We start from the raw sequence: 20763 nt of genomic DNA, 5'->3' as shown, positions 1-20763 counted from the left end.
AGTTCAACGGTAAAAAGGCAATATTACGTTTGCTGGATGGCTGCAAAAAGCGACGGTTCCAGGAACCACCGCTTTTCCAAGTCATCTTTTTTTATAGTCATCCTTCGCTAGTGCTAATAAGTAGGCCGTAGTCTTTAATTAAGTTCTGGAACCTAAATCCCTGTCCGCCGCATCGCCTTGTACAAGATGAGTCAACTCATCGGTGTTTATAAATAGCCCGTTCTCGTCCACTTCGAAACAAGCGATAACCTTCATCGTGAGCTGGGAATCATCCTGTTTCACGGCATCTACGTAGTGAACGCTAACCATGACCTGGCCGTCCACAAACATTTTGTCGATTCTGACCTTGCCGCTTTTCAGCGTCGATTTAAGCGCCCGAGCATGATCTACAAAACCTTTATGATCAAGAACAACTCCGTTGGCGTCCTGAACGTATCGCGGATTGAAGTATGATCCCACCTCTTCTGCAGTGACATTAGGATCGAATAAGGCTTCCATAACCTGCTGTACCTTTTGTCTAGCTTCCTCGTTTGTCATTTCCCCACACCTCTTTTATAAAATAGTTTCCCAAGAAACTATAACCACAATATCACTAAAACATTTGACTGTCAAAAAGTATCTATTGTAAATTAAATAAACGCAATCAATAAAAATAGATCAAAGTTTCATAAGAAACTTTGTGAGGTGAACCTAGATGTCAAGGATGAAACCGGAATTGTTGGACCAGATTGAAGCGTTAATCCATCAAATTAGCGAGGATGACCATGAAGAAGAGGAATGGCATGAGATTTTAACGGGCGAGGATTGGAAGTATCAGAATAAAGTGAACGTTACGGAATGTCACGTTATCGATTATATCGGGAAGAATAGACTGACCAATGCCGTTGGGATCGCCACAGCCTTAAATATGACGAAAGGAAGTATTTCCAAAATAACGACCCGCTTACTGGAGAAAGGGTTTATTGAGTCCCATCGGATGGAGGGGAATCGGAAGGAGCTCTTTTTCACCCTCACTCGGAGCGGAGGAGAAGTTTACAAGCTTCACGAAAAGCTGCATGAACAAGCTCGCAACAAGCTGGATGCGGCGATAAGCACCTTCACGCAGGAAGAACTGATTGTAATTCACCGGTTTATTCATATTCTCAGAGATACAATTTAGACGATGTGTCTTGAACTGCTAAGATTCTGATGGCCGCATTGATCAACTGCCTCAACGTAAGTTTTTTTACGAAGGGAACCTGATTCTTGTGGAAGAAGCAGCTGTTATCAACCCGATCCCATGGAAGAAGCTCAGACAACAACGGCCCAGCCTAAGATAAGAGCGATCTAAGGTTGGGTTATTTCGTGTGTACAAGAACGTTATGCGAAACTCCGTAAAGACATATATAAAAACGTAAAACCCGTTAAGTGGAGGGAGTATGGTATGCGAAATTCCTTTCGGATTCTTATTATTTCTATTATGTTTGTTTTTTATGTGCTGTAAAATAAGGATTTGTGAGAGATTTTAAACATACTTTATTTCAAAGCTGCGACAGTAACAAATGTATCGAACATTTCAGTTTCACCGGGCAACCGAACAGTCTCTGTCCTTTTGTCTGGAGTCCACTTTGCCATAGGGTCTAGCTTTCTTTCTATGCCAGAATTCGTTCCTGCATGAAACAGCAGAATATCCGATGGGACTTTGTCGCTATAGACGGCCTTGACCAGCAGGCAAAACTGATCATTATAGATTTTTACGATTTCCCCGTTAGAAATGCGATGTTCCGCTCCAGCTTTTGGATGGATGCTTATAAACGCTTCTTCCTCATCAAATAAATGTTGAAGATGATGCGAGTGAAAAGTATATGCATTTCGTGAGGTAAGCAATAGGAACGGATAGCTTTCAAATCCCTTATTTTCTTTTGTGTGAGGCGTGGCCAATTGCAGCTCAATTTGCTCTGCATCGAACGCGTAAAACGGATACTTTTCTGCAGGTTTCTTCACCATAATGTTATCGCAGACATGTGCGGGAGAGTCGGGAGTAGCTATTTTCCCCCGTAAATCCGAGATTGATCGTATCCGATAATGCTCGAAAACTTCTTGATTAAACTGGGCATTTAAGTATTCTTCTTCACTGGCATGCAAGGGAAAAGAGCATAAATCCGGATGCTCTTTTTGTAATCTGGCAGCTAAATTTCGCATCATCGTCCATTCACTTTTACTTTGAAAGTAGGGAGCAATGGCCTGTTCATTCAACGCAATGCTATCATGCCAAAAACTTGGCACGATATCCAATTCTTCAAAGTGTGTCGTTGTGGGCAAGATAAGATTGGACATTTTGGTTGTCGCCGTAAAGTATTGATCCACAGTGACGACAACCGGTACGGTCCCAAGGTAATTTGCAAATCGTTTAGAGTAGGCTGCTTGATGCATTGGATTAGCGCTGGTTATCCAAAGCAGATCAATTGGCGGCGCTAGGGACACACTTTCATTGAAAAGATCCGTGATTCTCAGGAGGCGATGCCGAGTGCCATTTTGGCCTGCATTAAAAATCATTTGATTATTAAAAAGCCTGCTTTTGCGGCTGCGAAGCAAAATTCCGCCGCCTTGTTTCCCGAGATCACCGCGAGCAGCGGCCAAGGATGCGATGGATTGTATATGTTGTTTTCCAATAGGATGTCGTTGTAAACCAGAGCCGACAATATGTGCGGCAGACTTGGCATGTTGCAACCATCCTGCCAATATTTCTATGGATCGTTCTTGAATTCCACAGGCATCAAGGCATTGTTGTTTGTCCAATCGGTTTACGGAGTCCATAAAATCCGGGAAGCCTACAGTGTGCTTTTCAATAAATGAAGGATCAAGTGCATGCTTCTCATTTAGCAGCTTTACTAGCAACATGGCAAGGACACCATCGGTACGGGGTTTGATTTGTATATATAGATCGGCCAATTCGGCGGTTTGGGAGTAAATAGGATCAATCACAACCAGCTCGGCGGCGCGATTGCCGGCGGTTATCACGCGTCCGCGGTGGCGCTCGTCCCCAAAAGCCTCCTGACCTTTCCAGCTTTTGTCGGCCCGGGTTTTATCGGCTACGCGGTCGGGTTTGGGGCAGCTTTTGTCCTCAGTGTGATTTTGACGTATTTGGTTGGCTTCGACGATCCTGTGGAAGAGAATGCGGATAAGGTACCGGCAGGATCAACCGCTCGGGGAGCTGCAGCTATTGAACGGCAACAAGCGTCGGATTTGCAAATCTATGACAAGCAAGAAATCCTCAGCCCGTTAAAAGGGCGGATCGTCCCCTTAACCGAAATGGAGGATGAGGCTTTCGCTTCGTTGGCGATGGGGAAAGGGGCGGCCATCCTTCCTTCCGAAGGCAAGCTGTATGCGCCGGCAGACGGCACCGTGGCGCTTGTCTTCCGAACGGGGCACGCGTACAGCGTGGTGACGGAGGATGGAGCTGAGCTGCTGATTCATATCGGGGTTAATACCGTAAAGCTGAAAGGCCAGTATTTCATCTCGCATGTCAAACAAGGCGATACGGTCAAAGCGGGCGATCTATTGGCGGAATTGGTGGAAAGTGTACAGGCCATTTTTGCTGAATTGGCAAAAGAAAATTAAGTTAAATAATGGATTTATAAAAAAGTTTGGCTCAAGCACGAAAAGCCTGGCTGTAGGTATTGCCATCTATGGTGCATTATAAAGGTGCAATTGTATTCGCTATTATTTTTTTAAAACGAAAAGGCTGCAATTTCTGGCGCATGGTCGACAGTTGATAGCGGCGGACAACTTTACCGCCCTCATCTGAGGGCGGCACCTATTTTACGTATTATTTACTGCTGATCTTAGATAATGTGCCGTAACCGACTCATTGCATTCCATTAAATCGACGGGTGTTCCGCTGAATACGACTCGTCCCCCTTCATTTCCGCCATAAGGCCCTAAATCGATGACCCAATCAGCCAATGCGATCATCTCCAACCGGTGCTCCACGATGATTACGGTATTTCCTTGATTTACGAGCTGATCAAATAACGCCACCAACCGCTTGATATCCTGATGATGCAGCCCTGTTGACGGTTCATCAAGCACATAAATGTTCCCTTTTTTGTGAAGCTCGCTGGCCAGTTTTAATCTCTGGTTTTCTCCGCCGGAAAAGGTGCTCGTAGACTGACCGAGCGTCATATAGCCTAGACCAACGTCTTGTAGACTTTTTAATCGGGTTATGATTTTTTTCTCTGAGAAAAAGTTTAGGGCCTGATCAATGGTGAGCGCCAGCACCTCTTGAATATTTTTCCCAAAATATCTAAAGCTCAAAGCTTCGGGATTAAAACGACCTCCACCGCATTCTTCACAGATAATGGCTACGGCATCCGCAAACGCAACGTCAGGCTTTATTTCACCTGTACCATTACATACGGGACATGCCCCTTTTGAGTTTGAGCTGAACCATTCCGGGCCGACCCCATTTTCCTTTGCAAATAATTTACGGATCTCATCCATGATTCCGGTATAGGTTGCCGGAGTAGACCGAGATGAGGTACCGATAGGTTTTTGATCAATAACAACGGATTCCGGATAACGTGTAACAAATTCCTTGCGAATTAAGCTGCTTTTACCGGAGCCTGCTACACCGCTAACAACCGTTAATACACCTTTGGGGATGGAAACGGATATTTGCTTTAAATTGTTCATCGTGGCATTTTCGATCCGGAATGCATCTTTCCATGATCGAGGTGACCGGTTTAGAATGACTGGCTCCCGCAATGCTTGGGCGGTTTGCGTATCCGCCATTTTGAGAGATTCAACGCTTCCCTGAAAAACAAGATGCCCGCCATGATAACCTGCTTGCGGCCCCAGCTCTACAACCTCATCCGCGAGTTCGATCATGCTTCGGCTGTGCTCAACGACAAGAACGGAGTTATGTTTATCGCGCAGCTTTAAAAGTAATGCAGCAATCCGTTTGGCATCGTCAGGGTGAAGTCCGGCAGTAGGCTCATCAAAAATATAAGTGATGTTGCTTAAATTGCTTCCTAAATGACGTATCATTTTCAGACGTTGAATTTCCCCGCCGGATAGCGTGTCTGTTCTTCGCGACAGGGTCAGATATCCTAACCCCACCTCAACCATGTGGCTTAAGCTATCCGCGATTTGCTTGGCGATTGAAGCACCTACCGGGGTATTGATTTTTCGCAGGATCGGAAGCAAATCACTTACTTGCATATCATAGTAATCCGCAATATTATAGTTATTAATTTTGGATGCCAGAGCATTTGGATTCAGTCCTGTACCTTTACAGTCCGTGCAAGGACGCGTTTGCACAAAGGACATAATTTCATTTTGCAGACTCTTTTTTAAGGTGGAAATATCCCGATTGAGATAGAGTCTGCGAAAACGGGGGATCACTCCCTCATAGTCCACTTTGTCTGATTTACCGGTATTGTTGGAGGTCAACTCTATTTTTAATGGTTCTTTTGTGCCGTATCGAAGGATCTCCCACTCTTCATCATTAAAGTCCTTCAGTTTTTTATCTTGATCCAGAAATGGATTGCCTAAGTATAATCGACTTTGCCAACCAGCAGAAAATTGGCTGAAACGGATTCCGCCTTGTCGAATCGTTCTCTCTTGGTCAAAAAGGCTGTCCTCATGGAGTTCCAAACATGCTCCAAGACCCGTACATGTAGGACACATGCCTAATGGGTGATTAAAAGAATAAGCTGTAGCCCCCCCTGCACTTGGATGTCCTACACGCGAGAACAGAAGGCGGATTAAGGGAGCTACATCCGTAGCCGTTCCTACTGTAGAACGGGCGTTTGTACCTAATGGTTTTTGGTCCACAACGATAGACGGAGTAAGGTTATGAATATATTCTACTGCAGGACGCTCATATTGCGGCATTTTATTTCTCAAATAAAGAGGATAGGATGCCTGCCATTGCCGGCTGCTCTCCACTGCGATCGTATCAAAAGCCAGAGAACTTTTTCCCGAACCGGATACGCCTACGAAAACCACTAATTTTTCTTTGGGTATGGTCAGATCAATATGCTTCAAGTTATTTTCGGATGCACCCACAATTTCAATGGCATCATCTGTTTTTTTCTGTATCATTTTCTTTTCACCCTGCCTTAAATTCAAAATCACTTTTGAATTCCTCGCCAAAACACTTGCCAGATTTCTTCCAGTCTTTTTTCGTAATGCTCTCGAGAGTAATTCACTCTATAGAGAAGCATTCCATCCAGGTTGCAGAAAAAAGAGGCTAAAATGAAGTCTATGGGTATAAATTTTTCAGCATCAGTGCTTAAAATTTTTAATAGCACTTTTTTAATTTCTTCTTCACTTTCTAGATAAAGTTGAACTAATTTCTCTTTAAATTGTTCAGGTGGTAAAGTAAAACACCTATTTATGAAGCGTCCAAACTCATTTTCGGAAAAGTAATCGCTTAAAGATTTCATGAAGTCATATAATTTCTTTTCAACGGATTGATCTTCCATGATGAAGGAATGATCCTGTACAAAAATGGTATATTCCTTCATTGCAAAATGACTTACATTAATAAATAACTCTTCTTTACTTAAGAAATAGGCATATATGGAAGGGGCTTTAATATTTACTTCTATGGCGATATCTCGGATAGACGTTTGTTCATAACCTCTAGTAGAGAATAAGTTTAGAGCACTCTTTAGTATTTTTTTTCTTGTTTCTTCACCTTTGCCCACCAAATTACACCTCGATAAATATTTTTAAGATACTAATTTTAATCCAACTATGCTTATAATAATACCAGCAACTAATAATAATCTCTTCATGTCTTTCGTTTCTTTGAATAAAAACATCCCTGTTAAGACGCTTCCGGCTGCTCCAATACCTGTCCAAATCCCATAACCGATACTAATTGGAATTTCTTTTAGGGACAAGGAGAGGAGAAAGAGACTTAGTGACATAAAGCCAATAAAAGCTAATGTAGGTTTTAATCTTGTAAATCCTTCAGCGTACTTCAAGGATATAACGACTCCAATTTCCATTAATCCCGCGATAACGATAAAAATCCAACTCATTTACTTACTTCCTCCAGTTTCGGTCTCTTTAGATACAAATTTCAATCCGATAATGCAGCTTATTAAGGATATGATAAATAAGATTTTGAACACACTCACAGAATCACCCAGGAATACCATCCCAATAATTGCAGTTCCGAGAGATCCAAGACCTGTAAAAACGGCATACGCGGTAGATACGGGGATCTCCTTCAAAGCTTTCGAAAAAAAGTAAAAGCTGACCACAAATAAGATTAACGTTGGTATAACTACTCCTAATCTTGTAAACCCATTAGAATAGGCCAAGCCTAAAGCCCAACCTACCTCCGCAACTCCTCCAATAATGAGAAATAACCAAGCCATAATAACTCTCCTTTAATGTTAATATAGAATCTAACTAATGTTAGTTAGATTTTAATGCGCGTTTTATTATATCATGATCAGGCGAACCTCATCCATTCAACTTTCATTTAAAAACGAGCCATTATTTCCGTTTATTTAGGAAGGTTGACGAACTGAAGCAAACATATATCTTCTAAAAAAAATGGATACAAAGCCTAGAACTAAGAACATGATTCCTGCTAACATCACATAAGCTGTTCCCAATTGGGATATAAATACCCCTCCTACAGCTGTACCCACGGTTGTTCCTACATTACAAGCGGATATAAACAATCCATTGGCAAAATCAGGGGCTTGGGGGGCTGCGGACATAATCAAATACTGATTAATGTTTGTCATGATTCCACCGGCCACGATTCCCCAGAATATAGTTGTAATGATCATAGGTACAGCAAATTGACCAGTGAAGAATAAAACGGTATAGACGGCTACCAATAATAAAGGAAACATGAACACAGCTTTGGAGGGGCTATGAGTAAGCAGCCTTCCTACGACAATGTTTCCAATGATATTAGCACTCCCGTAGATAAATAACGTCAAACTTATGGTGTTAGGTGAAATAATAGACACCGTTCCAAGATACTCGCTAAGGTAACTATAGACTCCGAAAATCGATGCGTTTATCAAAATGACAGATACGATAGAAATCCATAGAACGGGCCTCTTTAATACGGAAAATTGCGCACCATAAGTTAATCTCTCCTTCACAGGCATAGAAGGAACAAATAGTAATGTAGCTATGAAAACAAGGGCATTTACGATCAAAAAGAATGCCATGGCCCATTCATATGAAAATGTACTATCCATAAAGCTTGCAATAGGTACTCCGACGATCATCCCGGCCGAAATTCCGATAAAAACTTTGGACACGGCCTTTGGAGCTTCTTTTTCACTTACTGAGGACGCAGCCACTGTAAAGGCCAAAGAACATTAGATGGGATGAAGAAAAGCCGGGATAATGCGAGCCACCAATAACATATTAAAGCTGCTTGTAACTAAGGGTACAATGTTTGATAGCACAAATACGCCCAATACGAGCAGCATTACCTTCTTCCGATTAAATCTTGAGAATATTAAAGGCATGACAGGCCCGGATATGGCAATGCCTAAGGCAAAAAGGCTTACCAGCAGCCCGGCTTGAGTTATACTGACATCGAAGCGTTCAGCTATGGAAGGCAATAAACCGATTACCCCCATTTCAGTATTTAAGATACCGAAAAGAATTGCTAAAACCCAAGAAGCTTTGAAAAAGCTATTCTTGAATTGATGAATGAAAAAAATTTCGATGAGATTACAATTCAAGATATCGCAGATCGGGCAAATCTTAATCGAGGAACGATCTACCTGCATTACCAGGACAAATATGATTTGTTAGATAAACTAATCGAGTCCCATATGGAAGAATTAGGCGAAATGGACGAATGGGCATGCAACATGGATTGGAAAAGTGGGCTTACCTATTCTTTTGAGTATTTTGAGAAAAATTATTTATTTTTTTCGACAATGTTAGCCAGTAAAGGTGCAGATGCTTTCCGGACTCGGCTTCTTAAATATGTTAAGGGAGGATTGGTTGTTCAGATTGATCGAGAAAGCGGAAGAAACGAAGATATAAAAGAGGATGTAATGTTGCAGTATACGGGTACCGCTTATGTAGGAGTAATTGAATGGTGGATCAAAAATTCGATGCCTTATCCGCCACATGTCATAGCTGAACAAGTTGCTGCCTTGTTGAAGAGAAGTTTATAAGTTCCTCAATCATACATCACTCTACGATCCTATGTTGCTCCACTTCGGGCCAATTTGGCCCGAAGTGGAGCTTTGTATGATCTATTAGAAGTATTTTCAATTTTGATATTAGCTCACCTTAATAATACGCCCATCTTGAGGAAAACAAATATTGAAGGATTATTGTTAAGTAAATTCGAAGAAGTCGCTGACATGGCGGATAAACTTGTTGCAGGCGCTGACATCATATAACATGTAGTAATAGGCATCGACAATGATTTAACCCCTGTACTCTATATGAATTCTGAACTGATTCAATTTGCAAACGAAATTAATGTAGAATTCGATATCGATCTGAATGCTAATCCATTTGAATTGGAATTTAATGATTACAGTAGTCCTTCGAAGGCGCGGACATCAGATAACACCACATATACGCTTGGGCATTCGCCCCTTGATTCGCCCGAGGCATTTCGGAGAATTGCGATTTATTGAAAGATTAATACGTACTTAGAGTTTGGTGCAGAAATTGTTATATCCAAAACAAACAGTAGAAGCGTATTAGGAACGATGAAGGAAGTTGCGTTTTTTACTGATGATGATTTTAAAGACGGTATTGAGCGAATGAAGTGGCTGAACAGAATGATTCATAAACCAATAGATTACAAGAATCCGATAGCTTTTTTTAATGAAGCAATCCAAGATCATAAAAACTACAACACGGTGTGAAAGCAAGCTCAGGGAGTATTGGCACCGCATAAAACTGCATTACGCTTCCGGCCTTATGGCCCTCGGTGCAGGGGGAGCCGGTCAGCCGGACACACCCGCATCAACTAACTGAATTGAGGCCAGTCCTTCGGACCTTAGTCGGAGAGGGTTAGTGAAGCATAAACAAACATTATTCGCAATTACTCGAAAAACAAAAAGGAGTGCTCTAAATAGATGTCAGAATTGTCTAGTAACCATAGAATAGCTATAGTAACTGGAGCGTCAAGGCTCAATGGTATTGGAGCAGCGATATGTAAAGAACTCGCTAGCAAAGGTGTGGATATATTCTTTACATACTGGAGTGCCTACGATATGGAAATGCCATGGGGGATGAACTCGCATGAACCCAGCATTTTACAAGAAATGATACAAAAATACGGAGTACGTTGCGAGAAGCTTGAAATTGACCTTTCAGACTCAAATTCACCTGTGAATTTGATGAATGCAGTTGAAGAAAAGCTTGGAAAGCCTTCAATTTTAATTAATAATGCGGCCTATTCCGTTGATGTCAGTTATGAAGATTTATCCGTTGAGATTCTTACTAAACATTATCAGGTTAATATCCAGGGAACGATGTTATTAAGTGCAGAATTTGCCCGTCGTTTCGACCGCTCTGGAGGAGGTAGAATAATAAATCTAACGTCGGGACAATCGCTTGGGCCGATGGCGGGAAATATAGCATATGCCTCCACAAAAGGGGCAATAGATGCCTTTACTTTAACAATGTCCGCAGAGGTTGCATCTAAAGGTATTACCGTAAACGCGGTGAATCCTGGACCAACGGATACAGGGTGGATGAATGATGAGCTCAAAGCGTATATTTTGACTAAATCGCCGATGGGAAGAGTTGGATTGCCTCAAGATGCGGCGCGTTTAGTTTCTTTCCTTGCCAGTGAAGAAGCTGAATGGGTAACGGGACAAATTATGCACTCGGAAGGCGGGTTTCAGCGAGGATAGCTTGTATTTCGGTTGGCGAAACAAAGGAGTGGGTGGCCATGAATTCGGATTGGAAACGAGCGGAAGAAGCATTAAGGCTCGTTGAGGTGGTAGGCCATGAAAACAATAAGCCAGTTTCCGTTATTCGGTTTCCGGAAAATTTACGCTGCATCGGTATCGGTACGGATGCTGCCGTTTTTTATGATCCATCCACCCCTGATTACGCGTATAAAGTGTATGCCGCTCAGGCTTTAGAAAAAAAGGATGTCGAGGCAAAGATTTATGAGCGGTTAGAAGGGTCGCGTTATTTTCCTCGATGTTACGGTGTTGGTCCTAACTATTTAGTTTTAAGTTTAGAACAAGGTATGACGTTGTACGACTGTCTTCTGCACGGTGTGCCGGTTCCCGAGCAAGCCATCCAGGACGTGGAGGAAGCCCGGCGGTTCGTGCGAAGTCTAGGGCTGAACCCAAGGGATATTCATCTTAAGAATGTTCTCCTGCAGGAGGGAAGGGGAAAGGTCCTTGATGTTTCGGAATATATCAAAGAGGGCAACGACAACAGGTGGGAGCACCTGGTCTGGGCGTATCAGCACGTTTATCCGCTCATTAGCGGGGTAAAGGTTCCATTATGGATGCTGGAAACTGTAACCAACTGGTATAAGCGGATCGATACGGCCGCCTTCAATATCGAAGAGTTCGCTAAGCGAGTGAGTGGGTTATTCTTTGGCAAGCGCAAATAGAGATTCACCTGATGCGGAGATATGGGGGATTTCGTGAAAGAATGTTAAATAAAATACGAGTTGAATAAATCAAGGTGGTGATAGTAGTGGATACCTTATCGATAAGGGATGAAATTGAGGTCTTATTAAAGCAGTTTCCCGAGTACCGTCCGCATTTTTGTGAGGTCGGGAAATATGATTGGGAACAAATTAAAAATAAAGTTGAAGAAAGATTTGTTCAGAAGAAACATTATAAATATGATTTACACTGGGCTTGGCTACGATTTAAAGAACCGCAGTACGCAGCATCTTTTGTAAAAGCAATTTGATTGGATCCTTTGCGAAAATCATCATAATGTCTTATGTATTTCTGGCGGAGTGATGGTAGACAGGATAACTAAGTTTATAGAAGCAAATAGAGACGAAATTCGTGAAGGTACCTCAAAATAAATTAAGGGTGATCGATGTGGAGGATTATTGGGAGAAGAGGTATCGAGATGAAGGTATGATATGGGGGAGTGAACCAAGCCCCACAGCTTACCATGCCCTCTATATATTTAGGAAACAAAATGTTAAAACTCTTTTAGTTCCTGGGTCAGGCTACGGAAGAAACACAAAAGCTTTTTCCTCGATTTTTCAAGTAGATGGAATTGAATTATCGAATGATGCGATTCAAATTGCATCAAATTGGGATCAGAACACAAATTTTATTCAAGGATCTATTTTGAGTGATTTAGAAGTTAGCAAGAAATATGATGCAATCTATTGCTTTGATTTATTACATCTATTTTTACAGCAAGATCGAAATAAATTAGTACAGAATTGCCTGAAACAGTTGAACCATCCGGGACTAATGTACTTTACTTGTTTCTCAGATGAAGATCGAAATAATAGGAGAGGCCGACAATTGGAAGAAGGCACCTACGAATATAAGGCTAATAAATATGCACATTTCTTTAGCGATGAGGATTTACGGAGACATTTTGTAGAGTTCGATATTATTGAAACAGGATCAACAATAGAGACATTATATTACAAAGACAACCAAATAAAAGAGTACGCATTAAGGTATATCATTGTAAAGACGAGTTAGTTTTTCGATAAATTAGCGACCTCAGGTAACACTGTATTCACGCAGCGGGCAGGCTTGGTTGTTCCTTGGTCTGTCCGAAGATATTAAACAATGGGGTGAACTCAGACAGACAACCATGCGAGGCTAAGTTTTCCCGGCGGATCGATCGCTGCAACTGGATCTGCCGAAAGCTTAGGCCGGTGAGGGTTCGAGAATGCACAAACATTAACTGGAATCAACGCAATATTAGAAACATAGAACTGTGAGGATATGCTTTGAAGAAATATAGAGGATTAAGAAGAAGGTACAAACTTATACAAAGAAGACTCGATGATTTAGTTCTTTATTTTGAGGATCACTTTATCAAATGCTCAAGAAGTACGATATGATTGCCTCGGATGGGGCAGTAAAGTGAATCAAAGGCAAATGATAGATTACTTTTTATTAAAGCAACTACACCCATATTTGTTCTACAGATATCCACTAACGGTATGTCCTTGGTGCGGGGACGAAGAGTGTGGTTTTATTTCAGTTTTTATAGAAAGAGAAGAAGATCTTGTTATATGGAAGGATTTCAAACTTGAGCCTGATAATAAACCTATTCATTTAGGGCCTTTTTATTTTAAGTGGCGAGACTATGAAAGCGCGATAAATAATACATATGGAACTGCAGGGATCCAATAACATACTATAAAGCTTTCTCGGAGCAGGGATTTACCTAACCAATACATTCAAGCTGCAGGCCATTCGGTCATTGGTCTGCCAGGAGCTTTCCAAGGAAGCGGATTAGGGACAACCCTTGAGGGGTTCGATGCTCGCACAATTTAAAATCCAAAATTCATTAAGGGATTTAGGTGAATCCATGTGGATATTCGCGAATTAATTCCAAAACATAACCAGGACTATGAAAGAGTAGAATAATTAAAAACAAAATCACTTGAAGAAATGAAGCCAGTATTACCTGAATTACTTCAATGGTTGCAGGATATGAATTGGCCAATTGCTGAAGACATAGAAAATATTGTAATAAACTATCAAGAAGATCTGTTGCCACATTTAAAGAAAATATGACCGGACATTGGTTTATTCCGCCTAATATTTTTAATTATATTGATAAGGCTGTTTTTGAAAAGCAAGGTTCTGATGCATTACAAAGGGCGTTTGAAGATTGTTTAAAGAGAATAGATGAAAAAGATTTTGTAGTCACTCGCCAAAGGATTACCGCCTTCGCCTAAACCGCCGAGCAGGTACGGGTGAGGATCCGCTAGCATCCCCTTTGCTCCGTAACTCATGACAATGGCGCATCCCCAGCGATCAGCCAATTCCCGGATCGCATCACAGGCAAGCCTTGGCCGGTTGCCGGCAAGGATCACGGGGCGTTTCGCTTTCAGCATAAGATTCGCCGCTTGCCGGATCTGACTCTGTCCAGCGATTTGATTTGCGATTCGCATCGGTTCGAACACGCGTAAAATATTGAGTTTGATGAGCCACTGCACGTACATCGGTCCATCTTTCTTTTCAACGAAGTGCTTGAATTTTCCCACAATCTCGAATCATAATAGGATATTCCTAAGATAAACAAGGGGAAGTGAAAAAATGAACAAGCTGCTGCTGCTTGAAGATGATTTAAGCCTGATTGACGGACTTTCGTATTCACTAAACAAGCAGGGGTTTCATTTGGATATTGCCCGGACGATAAGGGAGGCGGAGGTTCTTTTTGCGGACGGAACTTATGATTTGCTGATATTGGATGTGTCCTTGCCGGACGGTTCCGGCTTTGAGGTTTGCCGGAAGGTCCGGCAGGTTTCGAAGGTCCCGATTGTCTTTCTAAGGTGGGACGATGCGCATTTTTACCAACCAAGATATTAAAAAGCTGTTTATTTCATTAGCCTGTATCTTGTTTTCGTTTATGGGTTTGTCCCAGCTGTTGATCTGGCCGTCCAGCGGCTCTCTTCATCTGGGCCTTTTCTTGCTCTCGCTGTTGATCGCCGCAGGTGTATTGGCTAGCTGCTTCTTGTATTTTAGAAGACAGGACCGCTTGATGGAGGAGGCCATCTCTCAAATCTCCCGTTTCCTAACGGGCCATACCCATGCACGGATCGAATGCGACAGCGAAGGAAGCCTGTATAAGCTGTTTCACGCGGTGAACACGCTGGCTACGACACTGGACGCGCATGCCGCCAAGGAGCAGAAGACCAAAGAGTTTTTGAAAGACACAATCTCGGATATTTCCCACCAGTTAAAAACGCCCCTTGCCGCCCTCAACATCTACAACGGACTTTTACAGGACGATAGCGAGGATCCGGCCGCCATACGCGAATTTGCGATCAAGTCGGAACGGGAAATCGACCGGATTGAAACGCTGGTCCAGAGCCTTTTGAAGATTACCAAATGGGATGCCGGTTCGATTCAGATTGAAAAGTCCCCCGAAAATATCGCCGATATGCTGAATGACCTCCGGCTGCATTTTGAAACACGCGTCAATCTGGAGCGGAAGACCGTGACCTTGTCGGGGCCGCCGCAGGCCGAGCTGGTTTGTGACCGGGGCTGGATCTTGGAAGCCGTAAGCAATGTGGTGAAAAACGCCCTCGACCATACGGAAGCAGGCGGTCATATCACCATCGAGTGGAACGAGTTGCCTTCAATGACGCAAATCACGGTCAAAGATAACGGAAGCGGCATCCACCCGGAAGATATCCACCATATTTTCAAGCGGTTTTATCGCAGCCGTTTTTCCAAAAATACGCAAGGCATCGGCCTGGGCCTGCCGCTGACCAAGGCTATTGTTGAAGCGCATGACGGCACCATCACAGTGGCTAGTGCTTTTGGGAATGGCGCCGCTTTTGAGATGAGTTTTCTCAACCTTACGAAACCGTAAGCCGGAATTCATGGGAGCGTAAGCCGCGGATAGTAAACTCCGTGATAGAAAGGAGTGAGCGAATTTGAATTTGCTTGAAGTGAATTCCGTATGCAAAACCTATGGAACCGGCGAAACGGCCGTGAACGCTTTGAAAAATGTAAGTTTTACCGTGCCCAAAGGCGAGTTTGTTGCGGTTGTCGGGGAGTCCGGTTCCGGAAAGAGTACGCTGCTGAACATGATCGGGGCCCTGGATACGCCCTCGTCCGGCACGGTATGGATCGACGGCAACGATATTTTTCGTATGCAGGACGAAAAACTGACCATTTTCCGCCGCAGGAATATCGGCTTTATCTTTCAGGCGTTTAACCTGATCCCGGAACTGAATGTGGAGCAGAATATCACCTTTCCCTTGCTGCTCGATTATAAAAAAACGGATCAAGCGTATGTGGAGGAAATCCTGGCCGTTTTGTCCTTAACGGACCGGCGCAAGCATCTGCCCCGCCAGTTATCCGGCGGCCAGCAACAGCGCGTGGCGATCGGCCGCGCCTTGGTTACCCGCCCCATGCTGATCCTCGCGGACGAACCTACCGGCAATTTGGACAGCAAAAACAGCAGCGAAGTCATTTCCCTGCTAAAAACGGCGTCCAAACGCTATCAGCAGACGATTATCATGATTACGCATAACCGGAGCATGGCTGCGACGGCGGATCGGGTGCTGCAAGTGTCGGACGGCGTGCTTACCGATTTAGGGGTGTATGCCGAATGAAAAGCTATCTGGGGCTGGTTGCGGAATATGCCAAAGCCCATAAGCAGAAAAACCGGCTTACCGTGGTTTGCATCGCCATCTCGGTGATGTTGGTCGCGGCCGTCTTCGGGATGGCCGACATGAGCGTGAAAGCGCAAATCAACGAGAACATCCGGCAAAAAGGGAATTACCACGCCGCGATTACGGGGATATCGGACAGCACCGCCGGGCAAATCGCAAACCGGAACGATGTGAAAGTAGCGGGTTGGATCGGGATGGCCGAGGATACGGTTTTTCAAGGAAAAAGGCTGTCTATTCTTGGGGGTGAACAGGATATCGCCGAACAGATGAATCTGGTCGTGCAAGAGGGAGCTTATCCGGCTTCCGAACGGGAGGCTCTGCTGGACCGGCCGGCCCTTGAGCAATTCGGTCTGTCCATTGGGGATACGATAGATATTGCTTTGAGCGACGGGCAGAAGCGGGAATATAAGATTACCGGGACGTACAACAATTTCTCCAGTTTGAAAGGGACGGACTCCCACGGCCTGTATCTGTCAACTAAGGGGATTCGTGCGCTTCCACCGTCCAAGGAGTACTATTTTATCCAGTTTAAAAGCAATGTGAACATTAACCGGGCGCTATCCGAGATCAAAGCGGAGTATGGCCTGGGCGATCAACAGGTCTCCACGAACCTGATCCTGCTTGGCTTGCTGGGACAAAGCGACGACAGTGCGATGATCGATCTCTACCTTACGGCAGGAATTCTTTTTGTTCTGATTACGATGGCCGCTACGTTTATGATCGCCAGCAGCTTTAACATGAGCGTGCTGGAACGGACGCAATTTTTCGGCCTGCTGCGTTGTCTTGGCGCCACGAAAAAGCAAATCAAACGGTATATCCGGCGAGAGGGTCTGCTGTATTGCCTAAAAGGGATTCCGATCGGGCTATTGGCCGGTTGCTGCGTGATGTGGGCGGCGGTTTTATCCCTGAATGCCTTGAATTATAAGTACTTGCCGGAAATGCCGGTGTTTCAAGTCAGTTGGCCCGCTATGACTGCCGGTACGGCGATCGGGTTTTTAGTGGTCATGCTCGCTTCCAGGTCGCCCGCCCAAAAGGCGGCGCAGGTATCTCCGCAAGCGGCCGTAACCGGGAATATCAATCATGCGAATCATCAACCCGTCAACCGAGCGGCGAACACCAAATGGTTTCGCGTGGATACGGCGATGGGGTTCCAGCACGCTTTTTCCAATAAAAAGAGTATGGTGCTGATATCGGGTTCTTTTGCGCTAAGTATCGTTCTGTTCTTGTGTTTCTCGGTTTTGATCGCCTTCATGGGTCATGCTTTACGGCCTTTGAAGCCTTACGCGCCTGATCTTTCCATTGTGGGCGTGAAGGATTCCATCTTGCTTGACCGTACCCTGATGGAAGAAGTCAAGGCGCTTCCGCATATCAAAAATATATATGGACGGATGGTGTACCGTGATATTCCGCCTAGCCAGAAGCAGGGCGACAATACGGCCACGTTGATTTCGTATGACGACCCGCAATTTAAATGGGCAGAAGACAAGCTGATTTCCGGCAGCAGGGGTGAGGTGCAAAACGGCAACGGGGTGTTCGTCAGTTACTCGGAAGAGTTGAAATGGAAGGTAGGGGACACGATCACCCTTCAGCTGCCCAGTGGAGCTTATGAGGTGCAGGTTGCCGGGATCCTCTCCGACACGCCGTTTGTGGCAGCGAAAGGCGAATCGATGATCATTTGCTCCGAAGCTACCTTTACTGCGCTGACCGGCATCTCGGACTACACCATTATCGATATGCAGGTCGATGCAGATATTTCCGAGCAGGTCAGAAGCCTGATCACGCCGCAAATGCGGCTGCTCGATAAGCAGCAGGCCAACCGCGAAACCCGCGCGGCCTATTACGCCATGGCGGTATTCGTTTACGGATTCTTGATAGTGATTGCGCTGGTTGCGCTGATTAACATCCTGAATACGGTAAACGCCAGCGTTTCCAGCCGCATGGCCAACTATGGCGTGATGCGTGCGGTAGGTATGTCCGGCAAGCAGCTGAAAAGGATGGTTGCGGCCGAATCCGCCGCTTATGCGATATCGGGCAGTCTGACAGGCGGTGTTTTGGGATTGCTGCTGCATCGTTTCTTTTTCGGGCTGATGATCACCTCCAACTGGGGCGATCCTTGGCAGCCGCCGATCACGGTTTTGGCGGTCACCATTTTAGCGGCAACTCTTACGACGTTTGCGGCGGTGATCTCACCGGCCAAAAAAGTGAAAAAAACGAGCATCGTCAATGTGGTAAATGCGCAGTGAAAATCCGTTAAAGACTCCGCTGCTGCATTTATTCGATTTTCCCGTTATGATAATAGGGGCGGCAGCTTATCCGACATATAGGGAGTCAATTGGTTATGAGTTATTATCTGGAATTTCCGGAGTTCGAGGATTCAATCCCGTTCAGAGCGTTCCTAAACGACGGCATGACTATCGTGTATCCTCATTGGCATAAAGAAATTGAAATCATCTATTCCCGAAAAGGCAAGGTCAACATCGGCATTAATGAAGATATCGTTCAACTGGAGGAAGGGGAAATCTTCTTCTTCCCAAGCGGAGAAGCGCATTATTTCCTGGCTTCCCCGGATAGTGAACGCTATGTCTTCCAGTTTAACCTGAAGCTGTTTGACGAGAAAATTTTGCGGACTTCCGAAGACTCTTTGTTAAGTCTGTTTGAATCCGGGGAACGGCATAGCCGCAATTGGCCTAAGACGCTGGCTCGGAAGGCCACGGAGCTGTTGGTTCATCTTTATGGGATCGAACAGAGTAAACCCGCTGGCATGAATTATTTGACACTAGGTTATCTGTATCAATTGATTGGGGAATTCTACTTGTATTTGCCGCGGCGCAAAGAAAGAAAAGCGCCGACCAAACGATCTGCCATTCAACATAAAGAAACTTTAGATCTGCTCAATCAAGTATTCGAATACGTGGAAGATCGATACCGGGAAGTCATTGCGCTGGAGGATGTTGCCAAATTTGTGGGCTTCAGCCCTTACTACTTTACCCGTTTCTTCAAAACCAATACAGGACAAACGTTTATGCAGTTCTTGACGGAATACCGTATTAATCAAGCCAAGTTTATTTTAGCGAACGAAAAGATACCGATGGTTGAAGTTGCGGAAAAGGCCGGATTTGCCAGCGTGAAAACATTCCATCATGTTTTTAAGGAGGCGGTTGGACAATCGCCGCTGCAATACCGGAAGAATTTGAATAACCATTAAGCAAAATGGGCTTGGACAAGGAGTTCTTGTTTAAAGCCCTTTTTTAGTTCTCGATGAAGGCGCAATATTCGGGAGTTTTTTGCGGGAAAAGCGGGAAGAAAGAAGTTTCGGATTTGGCTATAATGAACTCGACAAATAGAAACGTTTTCAGGAGGATGGTTATGACATTAAAAGTAGGAATTATCGGCTGCGGCGGGATTGCAAATGGCAAGCACATGCCTGCGCTTTCAAATGTAGAAGAAGTAGAAATGGTGGCATTCTGCGACATCATCGTGGAACGCGCAGAAGCAGCAAAAGAAAAATTCGGAACCAAAGATGCGCAGGTTTTTGATGATTACAAGAAAATGTTAGCGGGTGCCGATTTGGACGTTATCCATGTTTGTACCCCTAACTCCTCGCATGCCGAATTATCCATTGCAGCCATGGAAGCGGGCTGCCATGTGATGTGCGAGAAACCGATGGCGAAAACCTCCGAAGAAGCCAGAAGCATGATTGAAGCGTCCAAGCGTACCGGCAAAAAATTAACGATCGGTTATCAAAACCGCTTCCGCACCGATTCGAGATATTTGCATGAAATTTGCAAAGAGGGCGGATTGGGAGAGATTTATTTCGGAAAAGCCCATGCGATTCGCCGTCGTGCGGTGCCAACTTGGGGCGTTTTCCTGGATGAAGAAGCCCAAGGCGGAGGTCCATTGATCGATATCGGCACGCACGCCTTAGACCTGACGCTCTGGATGATGAACAATTACAAGCCTAAATACGTGGTTGGGAAAACCTATCATGCCTTATCCCAAACCCCCAATGCCGCCAACGCTTGGGGACCGTGGGATCCGGAAAAATTCACCGTGGAAGACTCCGCTTTCGGTTTTGTTGTGATGGAAAACGGCGCAACGATCTTCCTGGAATCAAGCTGGGCCTTAAATAGCTTGGATGTGAAAGAAGCCAAAACCACCCTGTGCGGCACCAAAGCGGGCGCCGATATGAACAACGGTTTGACCATCAATGGCGAAGACCACAGCTTACTGTATGAGAAGAAAATTGAACTAAAAACGGGCGGCGTCGACTTCTACGACGGCGCGGGCGAGAAACCGGAAATTCTTGAAGCGAAATCTTGGGTAAGTGCCATCCTCAATGATACTGAACCTGTAGTGAAACCGGAGGAAGCCTTGGTGGTTACGGAAATTTTAGAAGCGATCTATAAATCTTCGCAGACCGGCGAGCCGGTATATCTATAAGC

General features: G+C 44.5%; 21 protein-coding genes and 3 pseudogenes. 16 read left to right on the top strand and 8 right to left on the bottom strand.

Going from position 1 to position 20763, the window contains the following annotated elements; translation table 11 throughout:
* Positions 1 to 138 precede the first annotated feature (138 nt).
* Complete coding sequence (locus tag DYE26_RS07505; protein ID WP_036623308.1) at positions 139 to 537, bottom strand: nuclear transport factor 2-like protein; 399 nt, start codon at positions 535 to 537, stop codon at positions 139 to 141.
* 157 nt (positions 538 to 694) lie between these two features.
* Here DYE26_RS07505 and DYE26_RS07500 point away from each other — a divergent pair, with 157 nt between their 5' ends.
* Entirely contained in the window at positions 695 to 1159 is a 465-nt protein-coding gene (locus DYE26_RS07500; protein WP_036623307.1) for a MarR family transcriptional regulator, read from the top strand.
* Between the two features lie 356 nt (positions 1160 to 1515).
* On the opposite strand, the gene DYE26_RS07495 is transcribed toward DYE26_RS07500, so the two are convergent.
* A complete protein-coding gene (locus DYE26_RS07495) occupies positions 1516 to 2964 on the bottom strand; it encodes a molybdopterin-dependent oxidoreductase (protein WP_144245270.1) in 1449 nt (482 codons plus the stop codon).
* Here DYE26_RS07495 and DYE26_RS07490 point away from each other — a divergent pair.
* The gene (locus DYE26_RS07490) at positions 2941 to 3600 is read left to right on the top strand and encodes a PTS sugar transporter subunit IIA (protein ID WP_036623305.1); all 660 of its coding nucleotides are present in this window, start codon (positions 2941 to 2943) and stop codon (positions 3598 to 3600) included. The genes DYE26_RS07495 and DYE26_RS07490 overlap by 24 nt on opposite strands.
* Before the next feature lie 201 nt (positions 3601 to 3801).
* Here the strand turns inward: DYE26_RS07490 and DYE26_RS07485 are convergent, their stop codons facing one another.
* From DYE26_RS07485 to DYE26_RS07465, 5 genes and pseudogenes are all read right to left on the bottom strand, one after another.
* Positions 3802 to 6120, bottom strand: a complete 2319-nt coding sequence (locus DYE26_RS07485) for an ATP-binding cassette domain-containing protein (RefSeq protein WP_307719319.1) — start codon at positions 6118 to 6120, stop codon at positions 3802 to 3804.
* On the bottom strand, positions 6117 to 6695 hold the full coding sequence (locus tag DYE26_RS07480) for a TetR/AcrR family transcriptional regulator (protein WP_036623304.1): 579 nt from the start codon (positions 6693 to 6695) through the stop codon (positions 6117 to 6119). The genes DYE26_RS07485 and DYE26_RS07480 overlap by 4 nt, the downstream gene beginning before the upstream one ends.
* A 24-nt stretch (positions 6696 to 6719) precedes the next feature.
* A complete protein-coding gene (locus DYE26_RS07475; RefSeq protein WP_036623303.1) occupies positions 6720 to 7034 on the bottom strand; it encodes a DMT family transporter in 315 nt (104 codons plus the stop codon).
* Positions 7035 to 7376: a DMT family transporter gene (locus DYE26_RS07470; RefSeq protein WP_036623301.1), complete on the bottom strand. Its 342-nt coding sequence runs from the start codon at positions 7374 to 7376 to the stop codon at positions 7035 to 7037.
* Positions 7377 to 7511: 135 nt separating this feature from the next.
* Positions 7512 to 8612, bottom strand: a pseudogene (locus DYE26_RS07465) (MFS transporter).
* Between DYE26_RS07465 and DYE26_RS07460 the strand changes: the two are divergent.
* The 8 genes and pseudogenes from DYE26_RS07460 to DYE26_RS34800 all read left to right on the top strand — a co-directional run.
* A pseudogene (locus tag DYE26_RS07460) lies at positions 8584 to 9161 on the top strand (TetR/AcrR family transcriptional regulator). The pseudogenes DYE26_RS07465 and DYE26_RS07460 overlap by 29 nt on opposite strands.
* Before the next feature lie 477 nt (positions 9162 to 9638).
* The gene (locus DYE26_RS07455) at positions 9639 to 9869 is read left to right on the top strand and encodes a DUF6933 domain-containing protein (RefSeq protein WP_371860983.1); all 231 of its coding nucleotides are present in this window, start codon (positions 9639 to 9641) and stop codon (positions 9867 to 9869) included.
* 213 nt (positions 9870 to 10082) lie between these two features.
* Positions 10083 to 10865: an SDR family oxidoreductase gene (locus DYE26_RS07450; protein WP_036623299.1), complete on the top strand. Its 783-nt coding sequence runs from the start codon at positions 10083 to 10085 to the stop codon at positions 10863 to 10865.
* Positions 10866 to 10903: 38 nt separating this feature from the next.
* Positions 10904 to 11584: a serine/threonine protein kinase gene (locus tag DYE26_RS07445; protein ID WP_036623297.1), complete on the top strand. Its 681-nt coding sequence runs from the start codon at positions 10904 to 10906 to the stop codon at positions 11582 to 11584.
* A gap of 86 nt (positions 11585 to 11670) precedes the next feature.
* Positions 11671 to 11892, top strand: coding sequence for a DUF6756 family protein (locus tag DYE26_RS07440; RefSeq protein ID WP_036623295.1), 222 nt, complete (start codon positions 11671 to 11673; stop codon positions 11890 to 11892).
* A gap of 101 nt (positions 11893 to 11993) precedes the next feature.
* Entirely contained in the window at positions 11994 to 12656 is a 663-nt protein-coding gene (locus DYE26_RS07435; RefSeq protein ID WP_306308133.1) for a class I SAM-dependent methyltransferase, read from the top strand.
* Between the two features lie 390 nt (positions 12657 to 13046).
* Positions 13047 to 13319 (top strand): hypothetical protein, encoded by a 273-nt coding sequence (locus DYE26_RS33095; protein WP_124332202.1) that lies wholly within the window; start codon positions 13047 to 13049, stop codon positions 13317 to 13319.
* 249 nt (positions 13320 to 13568) lie between these two features.
* Positions 13569 to 13706 (top strand): annotated as a pseudogene (locus DYE26_RS34800) (DUF5071 domain-containing protein); the annotation flags it as partial.
* 101 nt (positions 13707 to 13807) lie between these two features.
* Here the strand turns inward: DYE26_RS34800 and DYE26_RS07425 are convergent.
* Positions 13808 to 14179, bottom strand: a complete 372-nt coding sequence (locus DYE26_RS07425) for a hypothetical protein (protein ID WP_240534138.1) — start codon at positions 14177 to 14179, stop codon at positions 13808 to 13810.
* A 52-nt stretch (positions 14180 to 14231) separates the two neighbouring features.
* Here DYE26_RS07425 and DYE26_RS07420 point away from each other — a divergent pair, with 52 nt between their 5' ends.
* The 6 genes from DYE26_RS07420 to DYE26_RS07395 all read left to right on the top strand — a co-directional run bounded on the left by DYE26_RS07420 (position 14232) and on the right by DYE26_RS07395 (position 20761).
* The gene (locus DYE26_RS07420; RefSeq protein WP_218032582.1) at positions 14232 to 14504 is read left to right on the top strand and encodes a response regulator; all 273 of its coding nucleotides are present in this window, start codon (positions 14232 to 14234) and stop codon (positions 14502 to 14504) included.
* Entirely contained in the window at positions 14476 to 15513 is a 1038-nt protein-coding gene (locus tag DYE26_RS07415; protein ID WP_036623292.1) for a sensor histidine kinase, read from the top strand. Before DYE26_RS07420 ends, DYE26_RS07415 begins: the two co-directional genes overlap by 29 nt.
* 64 nt (positions 15514 to 15577) lie before the next feature.
* The gene (locus DYE26_RS07410) at positions 15578 to 16261 is read left to right on the top strand and encodes an ABC transporter ATP-binding protein (protein WP_036623290.1); all 684 of its coding nucleotides are present in this window, start codon (positions 15578 to 15580) and stop codon (positions 16259 to 16261) included.
* Positions 16258 to 18564, top strand: a complete 2307-nt coding sequence (locus tag DYE26_RS07405; protein ID WP_036623288.1) for an ABC transporter permease — start codon at positions 16258 to 16260, stop codon at positions 18562 to 18564. The genes DYE26_RS07410 and DYE26_RS07405 overlap by 4 nt, the downstream gene beginning before the upstream one ends.
* 95 nt (positions 18565 to 18659) lie before the next feature.
* Complete coding sequence (locus DYE26_RS07400) at positions 18660 to 19526, top strand: AraC family transcriptional regulator (RefSeq protein WP_036623287.1); 867 nt, start codon at positions 18660 to 18662, stop codon at positions 19524 to 19526.
* Between the two features lie 161 nt (positions 19527 to 19687).
* A complete protein-coding gene (locus tag DYE26_RS07395) occupies positions 19688 to 20761 on the top strand; it encodes a Gfo/Idh/MocA family protein (RefSeq protein WP_036623285.1) in 1074 nt (357 codons plus the stop codon).
* The last annotated feature ends 2 nt before the right edge of the window (positions 20762 to 20763 follow it).

The sequence above is a fragment of the Paenibacillus macerans genome (genome assembly GCF_900454495.1).
Classification (GTDB): Bacteria; Bacillota; Bacilli; order Paenibacillales; family Paenibacillaceae; genus Fontibacillus; species Fontibacillus macerans.
This window is presented reverse-complemented; position numbering and strand designations above follow the sequence as displayed.

Excerpts from the sequence above, each read along its gene's own strand:
- DYE26_RS07505 (WP_036623308.1), bottom strand. The coding sequence starts at position 537 with ATGACAAACGAGGAAGCTAGACAAAAGGTACAGCAGGTTATGGAAGCC.
- DYE26_RS07500 (WP_036623307.1), top strand. The coding sequence starts at position 695 with ATGTCAAGGATGAAACCGGAATTGTTGGACCAGATTGAAGCGTTAATC.
- DYE26_RS07475 (WP_036623303.1), bottom strand. The coding sequence starts at position 7,034 with ATGAGTTGGATTTTTATCGTTATCGCGGGATTAATGGAAATTGGAGTC.
- DYE26_RS07470 (WP_036623301.1), bottom strand. The coding sequence starts at position 7,376 with ATGGCTTGGTTATTTCTCATTATTGGAGGAGTTGCGGAGGTAGGTTGG.
- DYE26_RS07450 (WP_036623299.1), top strand. The coding sequence starts at position 10,083 with ATGTCAGAATTGTCTAGTAACCATAGAATAGCTATAGTAACTGGAGCG.
- DYE26_RS07445 (WP_036623297.1), top strand. The coding sequence starts at position 10,904 with ATGAATTCGGATTGGAAACGAGCGGAAGAAGCATTAAGGCTCGTTGAG.
- DYE26_RS07420 (WP_218032582.1), top strand. The coding sequence starts at position 14,232 with ATGAACAAGCTGCTGCTGCTTGAAGATGATTTAAGCCTGATTGACGGA.
- DYE26_RS07415 (WP_036623292.1), top strand. The coding sequence starts at position 14,476 with ATGCGCATTTTTACCAACCAAGATATTAAAAAGCTGTTTATTTCATTA.
- DYE26_RS07405 (WP_036623288.1), top strand. The coding sequence starts at position 16,258 with ATGAAAAGCTATCTGGGGCTGGTTGCGGAATATGCCAAAGCCCATAAG.
- DYE26_RS07400 (WP_036623287.1), top strand. The coding sequence starts at position 18,660 with ATGAGTTATTATCTGGAATTTCCGGAGTTCGAGGATTCAATCCCGTTC.
- DYE26_RS07395 (WP_036623285.1), top strand. The coding sequence starts at position 19,688 with ATGACATTAAAAGTAGGAATTATCGGCTGCGGCGGGATTGCAAATGGC.